This window comes from Streptomyces tateyamensis (assembly GCF_003205575.1).
GTDB lineage: Bacteria > Actinomycetota > Actinomycetes > Streptomycetales > Streptomycetaceae > Kitasatospora > Kitasatospora tateyamensis.
On the sequence record NZ_PYBW01000066.1, the window covers coordinates 1 to 10,956 of the forward strand.

11 protein-coding genes and 1 pseudogene are annotated in these 10,956 nt (G+C 72.8%); 7 read left to right on the forward strand and 5 right to left on the reverse strand.

The annotated features are described in order from the left end of the window. The 3 genes from C7C46_RS18900 to C7C46_RS18910 form a co-directional block, all read left to right on the forward strand. The coding region (locus tag C7C46_RS18900) for a zinc ribbon domain-containing protein (protein ID WP_146259133.1) at nucleotides 1–207 on the forward strand (207 nt) is incomplete at its 5' end. Nucleotides 208–339: 132 nt separating this feature from the next. Then, on the forward strand, nucleotides 340–756 hold the full coding sequence (locus tag C7C46_RS18905) for a hypothetical protein (RefSeq protein ID WP_245984512.1): 417 nt from the start codon (nucleotides 340–342) through the stop codon (nucleotides 754–756). A 189-nt stretch (nucleotides 757–945) separates the two neighbouring features. Continuing rightward, the gene (locus tag C7C46_RS18910) at nucleotides 946–1,344 is read left to right on the forward strand and encodes an SHOCT domain-containing protein (protein WP_110671043.1); all 399 of its coding nucleotides are present in this window, start codon (nucleotides 946–948) and stop codon (nucleotides 1,342–1,344) included. Between the two features lie 200 nt (nucleotides 1,345–1,544). On the opposite strand, the gene C7C46_RS18915 is transcribed toward C7C46_RS18910, so the two are convergent. The 4 genes from C7C46_RS18915 to C7C46_RS18930 all read right to left on the reverse strand — a co-directional run bounded on the left by C7C46_RS18915 (nucleotide 1,545) and on the right by C7C46_RS18930 (nucleotide 6,008). Beyond that, on the reverse strand, nucleotides 1,545–1,745 hold the full coding sequence (locus C7C46_RS18915) for a hypothetical protein (protein WP_110671044.1): 201 nt from the start codon (nucleotides 1,743–1,745) through the stop codon (nucleotides 1,545–1,547). 109 nt (nucleotides 1,746–1,854) lie between these two features. Further along, nucleotides 1,855–2,160, reverse strand: a complete 306-nt coding sequence (locus tag C7C46_RS37570) for a response regulator transcription factor (RefSeq protein WP_110671045.1) — start codon at nucleotides 2,158–2,160, stop codon at nucleotides 1,855–1,857. Next, complete coding sequence (locus C7C46_RS18925; RefSeq protein ID WP_110671046.1) at nucleotides 2,161–4,518, reverse strand: winged helix-turn-helix domain-containing protein; 2,358 nt, start codon at nucleotides 4,516–4,518, stop codon at nucleotides 2,161–2,163. 122 nt (nucleotides 4,519–4,640) lie between these two features. Then, complete coding sequence (locus C7C46_RS18930; RefSeq protein WP_220040644.1) at nucleotides 4,641–6,008, reverse strand: hypothetical protein; 1,368 nt, start codon at nucleotides 6,006–6,008, stop codon at nucleotides 4,641–4,643. Nucleotides 6,009–6,276: 268 nt separating this feature from the next. Between C7C46_RS18930 and C7C46_RS18935 the strand changes: the two genes are divergently transcribed. From C7C46_RS18935 to C7C46_RS18950, 4 genes are all read left to right on the forward strand, one after another. Beyond that, nucleotides 6,277–7,677, forward strand: a complete 1,401-nt coding sequence (locus C7C46_RS18935; RefSeq protein ID WP_110671050.1) for an MFS transporter — start codon at nucleotides 6,277–6,279, stop codon at nucleotides 7,675–7,677. A gap of 120 nt (nucleotides 7,678–7,797) precedes the next feature. Then, nucleotides 7,798–9,660: a glycoside hydrolase family 15 protein gene (locus C7C46_RS18940; RefSeq protein WP_110671047.1), complete on the forward strand. Its 1,863-nt coding sequence runs from the start codon at nucleotides 7,798–7,800 to the stop codon at nucleotides 9,658–9,660. A gap of 44 nt (nucleotides 9,661–9,704) precedes the next feature. Further along, on the forward strand, nucleotides 9,705–10,157 hold the full coding sequence (locus tag C7C46_RS18945; RefSeq protein ID WP_181442415.1) for a DUF6325 family protein: 453 nt from the start codon (nucleotides 9,705–9,707) through the stop codon (nucleotides 10,155–10,157). Nucleotides 10,158–10,199: 42 nt separating this feature from the next. Next, nucleotides 10,200–10,475: an SHOCT domain-containing protein gene (locus C7C46_RS18950; protein ID WP_110671048.1), complete on the forward strand. Its 276-nt coding sequence runs from the start codon at nucleotides 10,200–10,202 to the stop codon at nucleotides 10,473–10,475. 208 nt (nucleotides 10,476–10,683) lie between these two features. Here the strand turns inward: C7C46_RS18950 and C7C46_RS37355 are convergent. Next, nucleotides 10,684–10,956, reverse strand: a pseudogene (locus C7C46_RS37355) (transposase); the annotation flags it as partial.

A 10,956-nucleotide genomic window follows, 5' to 3' on the forward strand; every position in this document is an offset into this window, starting at 1 on the left:
GCCGGACGGGAAGTGATCGCCGTGGACCCCCGCAACACCTCCCGCACCTGCCCGCGCCCCGAATGCGGGCACGTCGCCAAGGAGAACCGGCCCAACCAGGAGACTTTCCACTGCGTTAGCTGCGGCCACCAGGCGCACGCTGACACGGTGGGAGCCACCAACGTTCTACGGGCCGGGCTGGTCCGTCGCCAGGCCAACGCGGCCTAGCGAGAAGCCCCGGCGTTTACGCCGGGGAGGAGTCACGTACTCCCGTGGCATCCCAGGCGCCGCCGGGACGGTCGTCCGGGCTCGCGGACGGACTACGCGGGCGCCGTCTACGGGTCCCTGCTGGCCGCCTCGGTGATCGCCGCGGCGAGTGCGGCCGGCGACTTCCCCCGGCTCGAGACCGTGGTGCTCCTGCTCGTCACCGGTCTGGTGTTCTGGGTCGCCCACGTCTACGCGCGTCTTGCCGGGGAGCGGGCGGTCGGGCAGCCGGTCGACTGGTCCGAGGTCCGACGGGTCGGGCGTGGTGAATGGTCGATCGTCGAGGCGGCAGTGCTGCCGGCCGGCGCGGTGGCCGGCAGCCCCGTGCTCGAGCTGAGCCTGACCGCCACCGGCTGGTTCGCGCTGGCGGTCGCGGTGGCGCAGCAGGTCACCTGGGCCTATCTCGGCGCCGTACACGCCCGCGTGTCGCGCGCCCAGGCGCGCGTGGAGGCCATGGTCAACCTGCTGCTCGGGCTGGCGATCGTCGCCGCCAAGGCCGCGCTGGGCCACTGAGGGACGCCGCCCGCCGGGGCCGAATCACCCGCCGGGGTGGTGTGTTCCGGGTGGGCGAGGCGGACTGTGGCAGTGGGCACGTCGGCGGCCGCGGCTGCCGTCGCTGCTGGTCAGCTGTCACTCCAGCCCGGCCGGCCGCTCGCCGTCTGCCGGTGCCCTCCGCCGATCGCCGCTGCCAGGAGGCGCGAGATGAACTATCCGCTGCTGGACATCTTCCTCACCACCATGTGGTTCTTCCTGTGGGTGCTGTGGATCATGCTGCTCTTCCGCGTCTTCGCGGACCTCTTCCGCGACGACACGGTGAACGGCTGGGGCAAGGCCGGATGGTCGGTCTTCCTGATCCTCCTGCCGTTCCTGGGCGTGTTCGTGTACCTGGTCGCCCGGGGCAAGGGAATGGGCGAACGGGAGGCAGCGGCGGCGCGGAAGTCCGAGCAGGACTTCCGTGCCTACGTCCGTGAGGCCGCCGACACCGGGACCGCCTCGAAGACCGGCACGGCGGACGAGCTCGACCGGCTGGCCGAGCTGCGCCGGCGCAACGACATCACCCAGGAGGAGTACGAGCGCGCCAAGGTCCGCGTGCTGGCGTGACCCGAGGCCGAGAGGCGGCGCCGTCCACGGGGCGGGCGCAGATGCGGCAGAGGAGTTTTCCGATGGCCCCTGGTCGCCTACGGGGCCGAGCCGGCGGACGAGGAGGTGAGACCGGTCGCTCGCACCACGTCTCCTGACGGCGGGTGAGCGTAGCCGCCGCGATGCGGTGCCGATCGCAGTACCGATCAGTGCAGTACCGGTCAGTCGGGCAGTTGCCGGAGTTCGGTGACGCGCAGGCCCAGGTTCTGAAAGCGCGTCAGGAGACCGTACAGGTGGGCTTCGTCGACGATCCGGCCGACCAGGACGGTCTGGCTGGCGATCACGAAGCTCTCCAGCTCGGGGAAGCCCTCGTCCAGCATGACTTCCGACATGGCGCCGGCAACCCTGATCTCGTAACGCATGTACGCCTCCCCAGTCGGTCGGCGGTCGACGTTCCCCTCCCCTGCTTCCCAGGGTCCGCTCCCGGGGCCCGGCGGTCATCACCCCGGACAGGTGATCCGGCGGGAGCGGTCACAGCAGGTGCAGCCGGCGTGCGCGATGCACCGCCTCGGAGCGGCGGCTGGTCCCCAGCTTGCGGTTGATGCTCTTCAGATGGGTCTTGACGGTGTTGACCGACACGTGCAGGTCGGCGGCCACTTCCTCGGTCGACATCAACTGGGCCACCCGCCCGAGCACGTCCAGTTCGCGTCCGCTCAGCGACTCGGCGACCGCGGCCTGCGGGGGTTCCGCCGAGGCCGCGGCCGCCGCGCGCAGGGTCTCGGGAAGCCAGCCGTGGGCCTCGGTGAGCGCGGGGCGGTGCCGCAGGAACGCGGCCAGCTACGGGCCGGCCTCCAGGAAGGGTCCGCGCAGGCGGTCCGGACGGGCCGTGGTGAGGGCACGGGCGACCAGCCGCTGGGCCCGGTGCTCGTCCCCGTCCGCCGCGCGCACCTCGGCCCGCACCAGGAGGGCGCGCGTGGTGATCGCGGGCGCACCGGCCGCGAGGTCGGGAAGGGCCCGGACCGCGGCCTTCAGGTCGCCGCCGGCCAGGCGGGCCCGAGCCGTGGCGAGGGCGTGGTCGACGCCGCCCGACTCGCCGTCCGACAGCACCTCGACCGCGGCCCGGGTGTCGCCGGCCACCACCAGTGCCTCCGAGGCCGCCAGTGCCGTAAGCCCTCTGGCCCAGCGGGACGGATCCTCGGCGGCGCCCGGGTGCTCGGCGGAGCCCAGGACGGACAGCGCCTGCCGTGGGTTGCCGTGCCGAAGTGCCAGCCGGGAGCGGACCACGGCGGTGATCACCGCCTGCAGGGGATCCCGGCAGCGGTCCGCCCCCGACTCCACGGCATGCCGTGCGCTGAGCCGTGCTGCCGCCAGGTCGCCCCGCTCGACGGCGACCTGGGCGAGGACGAGATGGGCGATGGCCGGTCGGCCGCCGGGCCGCGCCTGCTCGACCTCGACGACGGCCTGGCGGGCCCGGGCTTCGGCCCGGCCGGTGGGACCGGTCAGCGATTCGACCAGCGCCAGCAGCGCCAGCGGCTCGGACCGGTCTCGCTGCTCGGCGCCGTCCGCCCGGGCGAGGGCCGCCAGCAGGGTCGCGCGGGCCGAGGCGAGGTTCCCCGCCCAGAGCCGAGCGGCAGCCAGGTCGGTGAGCAGACGGACCGTCAGCAGGGGGTGCTCGTTCCAGCGGTCGGCGGGCAGGCGGCGGCGCAGGCGCTCGACGGTCTCGGCCGCTTCCTCCGCCGCGTCGGCCGAACCGTTCAGCCGGGCGGCCACCAGCCGCAGAAAGGCGGCGCCCAGTTTGAGTGGCGTGTTGTCGGGGAGGCCGGCTGTGGTGGCGGCCAGGCGGTCCAGGTGCGCCGTCCCGGCTTCGAGGTCGTCGGCGGCCAGTGCCCTGGCCGCCCGGACCAGCTCGGCGGACGGTCCCCGCACGCCTGCCGGCATACGGGCCAGCAGGGCGGCCGACACGCCGGTCCCCGCGGGGGTGAAGAACTGCTCGACCGCCAGGTCCTCGACGAACCACTCGGCGGCCTGCTCCCAGGCGTCGGCGGCGACGGCATGGCGCAGGGCGTCGTCCAGCAGGCCGGCCCGGTGCAGCCAGTGCGCGGCGGTCAGGTGCAGTTCCGACGGCAGGCTCGGATCGCCGGCGCGCAGGTGCACCTGGAGGATCTCCGCGAAGAGCGGATGCTGGCGGTACCAGGAGCCGTTCACCCATGAGACGAAGGTGTTCGTCCGGGCGAGGCCGTCGAGGATCCGTTCCGCATCGCGGCGCCCGGTGAGCGCGTCGGCCAGGGCCGGGTGGATGCGGTCGAGGATGCTGGTGCGCAGCAGGAGCTGTCGGGTCTCGGCCGGTTGGGTGGCGAGCACTTCGGCCAGCAGGAAGTCGGCGATCGTGCTGTGCCCGGCCTCGAACTCCTTCAGGTACTGCTCGCAGTCCGGTGCGTCGGCGGCGGCCAGTGCCCACAGCCGCAGTCCGGCGGCCCACCCCTGGGTGCGTTCCGTCAGCACCCTGGCCCCGTCGGCGGAGAGTGCCAGGCCGTGTCGTTCCAGGAGTTCCGCGGTCTCCTCCGCGGAGAAGGCGAGATCGGCGGCGCGGATCTCGGTGATCTCGTCCGCGGCCCGGTAGCGGTGGAGCGGCAGCAGCGGCTCATTGCGTCCTACCAGCACCAGGCGCAGCTTTCCGTCGGCGTGGCGCAGCAGGAGGTGCAACTCCGCGGTGGTGTCCGGGTCGACGATGCGTTCGAATTCGTCGAGGACGACCACGACCGGGCTCCGGCGCGCAGCCAGCTCGGCGGCCAGGCGCGCGGCCGGCCGGGCGGTCGGATCCGGGAGTGGCGCACCGGCGGTCTCGGGCGCGAGGAGGCCCGCCTGGTCCAGGGCCTGGCGGATGGCCGTCCAGAAGGCGCCGGGGGCGTTGTCCTCCGCCTCGACGGTCAGCCAGGCCGGCTGGTCCGGGGCCCCGCGGCTCCGGGCCCAGTCGGAGACCAGCAGCGTCTTGCCGGCCCCCGCCGGCCCGTTGACCAGCACCAATGGGTGGTCTCGCACGCCCTGGGTGAGCCGCTCGGCCAGGCCCGCCCGGCGCACGTAGGTGGCCGGGACCCGGGCGGCGCGCAACCGCCCGGTCAGGACCGGGTCCTCGCGGAACCGGGCGGGCCCGCTCCGCCCGGCCGGGACGGGCAGGTCCTGGGGGTCTGCCGGCATCGTGCTCACCGCCGTCGAGCCTGGACCTGCGCCGGGCGCGCACGGGTCTCCTGTTCGATGGTCGAATGGGGACCGCGGCCGCGCAAACGACGAGATTCCCGGCCGCGTACCGCCGCGCGTGCTCAGCGGCCGCCGAGCCCCCCTGCCACCGGGCCCTCCTGGTCCGGCACCGACCCGGCGGCACTGCCAGGAGCTGCGAAGCCGGGGGCCAGGAACTCCCGGACGGCGAACGCGGCCAGGATCGCGACGGCGAACCAGAACACGACCACGCCGGTCGGGTGGGTCCAGAACACGAAGACGACGGCGGCGACGAGCAGGATCGCGATCCCGATCCACCGCTTCCACCTGCGCACGAACGGGTCCACCGGGCCGGCCCGGAAGCCGACCGACTCCGCGGCGGAGCGGACCCCGGCCATCCCGGTGCCCCCGATGCGGCGGACCGCCACTGCCGCCCGGGACGGGCCGGAGAGCAGCGCGCCGAGGGCGACGAGGACCGCGAGCGCGCCCACCGCCCGCACGGCCTGCCGCAGGAAGACCACCAGGGCGTCGAAGACGGCGCCCGCCGCGGCGGGATCGGACTCGGCCGGCAGGTGGTCGATGAAGTAGGACCGGAACACGGCCAGCGAGACGCCGAGCAGCAGCATCGCCGCCGCGACGCCGATGGCCGCGCCGACCAGGGCCCGGCGACGGTTGAACGCGGTGTACACCCCGGCCGCGGCGACGATCACCGCGATGACGGGCATCCAGTTCCCGAGGATCTCCAGCAATCGGACCGCGCCTTTGATCTTGGCGAGGTCGGGCGAGGAGAAGATCACGAAATCGGTGTGGACCTCCGGGATCCGGGCGGCCGGCGCGAAACCGGCACTGACCAGCTGGTCCTTCACCTGCCGCACGGCCGGTGCGACGTCGACGGTGACGTCGTTGTTCGTCAGCTGGACCGCACCACCGCCCTCACCCGTCAGCGCCTTGTTCATGGTGCTGTGGCCGGCGCGCAGCGCCTGCTCCCAGACGGTCGCGAAGGCGTCGCTGGTCACCACCCGGTCGGCCGCGCCGTGGATCAGACTGGTCAGCGCACCCGTGAGGGATCCGCTCAGGCCGTTGATCAGGTTGGCGAGCGGTGGCGGCACGCCCTGGTCGGCGGCACCCGACGAGAGCTGGTTCACCACGGCGGAGACGTCGATCTGTCGCACCGCGGTGGTGGTGATGCGGTTGGCGATGGCGGCCTGCACATCGGGGTTGTGGGCCAGGGGCGCCAGGGCCGAGACGAACCGGTCCGTGTCGTGGACCTCGTCGTGCGCCCACACCGCGATCACCGCGAGCAGCGACAGTACGGACGCCACGACGATCAGCACGGTGGAGCCGAAGGCCCTCAGCCGGTGGTGCGCCGGGCGGGGCGCGTTCGCGCCCTCCAACTGGGCGAGGCGGCGGTGCAGCTCGGCCAGCTCCTCGCCGTCCGGTCGGCCGGGCGGTACGTGGTCGGAGGAGGACATGGTGCGCGGCTCCCTTCCGGCGCGGGCGCCGGTGCACGTCCGGCACCGATGTGCCGTGGCTCCTCACGGCAGCACAGCCGAGACTCCGTCCCCGCACGACCCGGGAGCCCCCAGGCGGGTGGCCGGCTCAGCCGGACGAGTGACCTGACGGCCCGTCGGCGCGCTCCCGGGGACTTTCTCCCGCAGTGGTGTCCTGTCGCGTGTCAGGCTGCTGCTGATTGTGGTTTCCGCGTGGGTGAACACCGAAGAGGCGGCGCTGGTGACGGAGATGCCTCGCCAAGCGCCCGGCCCGACCCGCCGGGTGCTCCTTCCGCTGGCGTTGGCTCAGTTCATCTGCAGCTTCGCCGGTTCCAACATGAACGTCATGATCACCGACATCAGCCACGACCTCGACACGACCGTCAAGGGCGTCCAGGTCGCCATCACGCTGTTCCTGCTGGTGATGGCGGCGCTGATGATCCCCGGCGGCAAACTGGCCGACCGCTGGGGCCGGAAGCGGTGTTTCGTCGCCGGTCTGCTCGTCTACGGCACCGGCGCCGTACTGAGCGCGGTCTCCCCGGGCCTGGGTGTCCTGATTCTCGGCAACTCCATCCTCGAAGGCATCGGTACGGCGCTGCTGATCCCGCCGGTCTACATCCTCACCACCCTGCTGTTCACCGACCTGACCTCACGAGCCCGCGCCTTCGGGGCCGTCATGGCCATGGGCGGCATCGGCGCCGCCGCCGGGCCGCTGCTCGGCGGCCTGATCACCGCCGCGATCAGCTGGCGGGCGGCCTTCGCCTTCCAGGCCCTGGTCATCGTGGTGATCATCGTGCTGAGCCGCGAGGTGGAGGACCCGCTGCCCCCGGATCCGCCCAAGCCCTTCGACACCAGCGGGGCGGTGCTGTCGGCCGCCGGGCTCGTCCTCGTCGTGATGGGGATCCTGGCGGCCGACGACAACCTGTGGCTGATGCTCGGCCTGCTGCTGCTGGGGTTCCTGGTCCTCGCCTGGTTCTTCCGCAACGTGCGTGCCAAGGAACGGGCCGGAGAGGACCCCCTGCTGCCGTCGTCGCTTTTCCGCAGCCGGATCTCCAACCTCGGCCTGGTCACCCAGAACACCCAGTGGCTGATGCTCATGGGCGTCTCGTTCACCGCGGCGGCCTACCTGCAGACCGTGCGCGGCTACGACGCGATCCAGACCGGCGTGGTCTTCACCGCGGCCACCCTCGGCATCCTCGCCTCCTCCCTGCGCGCCGAGTGGCTCGCCAAGCGGTACTCCCAGCGGGCCCTCGTCATCGCCGGCTTCGTCGTCACTATCTGCGGCATCGGTGTCCTGCTCGCCCTGGTCAGCGTGTCGTCCAGCGCCTGGCGGTTCGCGCCCGGCCTCCTGCTGATCGGCCTCGGCGTGGGCGTCATGCTCACGCCGTCGGTCAACGTGGTGCAGTCGGCCTTCCCGGAGGAGCAGCAGGGGGCGATCTCCGGCCTCTCCCGGAGCGTCTCCAACCTCGGCTCCTCGCTCGGCACCGCGATCGCCGGCACGATCCTGGTCGCCGGCCTCAGCACCCACGCCTATGCGGCCGCCATGATCACCCTGGGCCTCACCGGCCTCATCGGCCTCGCCGCCGCCGTCGCCCTCCCGCACGGCCAGGCTCCGACCGCCCCTGCCGCCGCGGCCCACCGGGCGGACTGAGCCGCCCCCGGGGTCCCCAGGATCACCCGCACGAGGTGAGCCGCTGCCGCGGACGCTCGGGCTAGCGTCTCAGGTACCCGGCGTCGTCCAAGGCCGCCGGCGATCGAGCGAGGTGGCAGCATGCCCGACTACCCGGAGATCGCGGACCACGGCCTGATCGGAGACCTGCAGACTGCCGCGCTGGTGGCCGGTGACGGCACCGTGGACTGGTGGTGCGCGCCGCGCTTCGACTCGCCGAGCATGTTCGCCTCGCTGCTTGACCGGGACCGCGGCGGCCACTGCAAACTCGCCGCCGACCTGCCCGAGGACGGCAGCGGTCGGATCCGGCAGCTCTACCTGCCCGACACCGCGATCCTGGTGACCCGCTTCATGACCCCCGACGGGGTCGGCGAGGTGGTCGACTTCATGGAGCCGGAGCCGTCCGCCGAACCGACCACCCGCCATCGCCTGATCAGGGTGGCCCGCGTGGTCCGCGGGAGTCTCCCGTTCACCTTGGTCTGCCGCCCCCGGTTCGACTACGGTCGCGCCCCGCACTCGGTGAGCCGGCTGGACGACGGCTCCGTGCTGTTCAGCGGTTCGGAGACGGACCTGCACCTGCAGGCCACCGACTCCGTCGTCCCGGAGCAGGACGGCGGCGACGTCGCCGCCCGGTTCACCCTGCGGGCAGGCGAGGCGGCAGCTGTCGTCCTCACCAGCGACGTCAACGGCCGGGCGGCGGGTGAGGGCCCGTTCTCGGCCCAGGGGTCCGCCGCCGAGGGCGTGACCAATGACAGCGTCCTGGCCGCGTTCGAGGCCTGCCGCACGTTCTGGCACTCCTGGTTGCGCAACTGCACCTACCGCGGCCGCTGGCACGAGATGGTCTTCCGGTCGGCGATCACCCTCAAACTGCTCACCTACGCCCCCAGCGGGGCGCCGATCGCGGCCGCCACCATGGGGCTGCCCGAACAGATCGGCGGCGAGCGGAACTGGGACTACCGCTACACCTGGGTGCGAGACGCCTCCCTGTCGGTGCGCGCCCTCCTCGACCTGGGCTTCACGGAGGAGGCGAACGCGTTCCGCCGCTGGCTGCGCGAGCGTCTGGACGCCGGCAGTACCGCCTCCGGAGAACCGCTGCAGATCATGTACCGGATCGACGGCGACCCCCGGCTCAGCGAGGAGACCCTCGACCACTTCGAGGGGTACCGGAAGTCGGCCCCCGTCCGGGCCGGCAACGCCGCCGCGGACCAGATCCAGCTCGACATCTACGGCGAGGCCGCCTACGCCCTCGCCCAGGCCCAGGACATCGGGGGCTTCCGCGGCTGGCAGGTGTTCGCCGGCCTGCTGGACTGGCTGGCCGACAACTGGGACCGCCCCGACGAGGGCATCTGGGAGACGCGCGGAGGCCGGCAGAACTTCACCTACAGCCGCCTGATGACCTGGGTCGCGTTCGACCGCGGCATCAGACTCGCCACCGTGCACTCCCGGCCGGCCGACCTCCCGCGCTGGCTCGCCGCCCGCGACGCGGTCTTCCACCAGATCATCGACCGGGGCTGGAACGAGAAGCGGCAGGCCTTCGTCCAGCACTACGACACCGACGTCCTGGACGCCTCGCTGCTCCTCATGCCGCGCGTCGGCTTCATCGCCCCCACCGATCCCGGCTGGCTGACCACGCTCGACGCCATGGACGGCGAACTCGTCAGCGACAGCCTCGTGTTCCGCTACGACCCGGCCGCCTCCCCGGACGGTCTGCGCGGCTCCGAGGGGACCTTCAACCTCTGCAGTTTCCTCTACGTGGAGGCCCTCGCCCGCGCCGGCCGGCTCCATCAGGCCCGCTACGCCTTCGACAAGATGCTCACGTACGCCAACCACGTCGGCCTGTTCGCCGAGGAGATCGGCCCGTCGGGTGAGCAACTGGGCAACTTCCCGCAGGCGTTCACCCACCTGGCACTGGTCACTGCCGCCCTCGCGCTCGACGAGAAGCTCGACAGCGCCGAGCGCCGGTAGCGGCCGGGGCCCGACCTGTCCCCGACATCCCCTCAGGAGCTGTGGTGAGTAACGAAATCAACGACGTCGGGCCGATCGACTATCTGGTCATCGAGTTCCCCGGCAGCCGGATGACGGGCGAGGGCCTGCCCCTGCTCGTCGACCTGGTCGAGCGCGGCATCATCCGCATCCTCGACCTGACCCTGGTGAGGAAGGAGCACGACGGCTCCGTCGTCGGCCTGCAACTGGCCGACGTGGACGGTGACGGAGAGCTGGACCTGGCCGTCTTCGAAGGCGCTTCGTCCGGTCTGCTCGGCGAGGAGGAGCGGGAGCAGGCCGGATCCCTCCTCCAGCCCGGGGACTCCGCCGCCATCCTCCTCTACGAGAACCTGTGGGCCGCACCGCTGGCGGCGGCACTGCGCCGCGCCGGCGCCCAACTGGTGGCCGGCGGCCGGATACCGGTCGAGCAGATCATCGAGGCCCTCGACGGACTGGAGGCCCAGCAGGCCCTCAGCTGACCGGCCGGGCCCCAGCCCGACCCCCACCCCGAGGAGGAAACCATGCCCGGTCTTCTGCGCGGCGTAGCCCGCACCGCCGTCGTCGCCGGAACGGCCACCGCCGTCTCCAACCGCGTCTCACGCCGTCAGGCCGGCCGCTGGGCGGAGCAGGACTACGCCCAGGCCGAACAGGCACAGGCCGCCGCCCCGCCGCCCGCCCCGGCCGGCGGGACCGACGACACCATCAACCAGCTCAAGGAACTCGCCGCCCTCAAGCAGCAAGGGGTCCTCACGGAGGCCGAGTTCAGCGCCCAGAAGGCCCGCCTGCTCGGTTCCTGAGCGGAGCGGGCCCCGGCAGCGCGGCGAGACGGCGGGAGCGCCCCGCGGGCCTGCCGCGCTGTAGCGCGGTGTCGGCCCAACCGCACGCAGGAGACGTGACCGCACAGCCGGAGCACCACGCCCGGAGGGCGGGTCAGATCGTGCTGAGGTCGATCTCGACCGCGAACGGCGCAGTTGTCGTGATCCTGCCCGTGATGGTGCCAGGGGCGGGTTTGCCCGGTGGGCCGGCGGTCGGCAGGCTGACCGGGACCGCGAGCACATAGGACAGGCGTTCGCGGTGCAGGAACGCCCGCAGGTCGGTGTCGCGGCCGTAGCCGGAGTCGGCCACGACCCAGGCGAACAGCACTCCGTCCGCCAGTGCCCGTTCGAGCATGCCGACCGCGAGCTGCGGTTTCGTGGCGAACGCGACCTCATCGGGCACGCCGGCCTCTCGGCAGCGCGCCCGGTCGTCCGTCCACGCGGCGGGCAGGTACAACCGGCG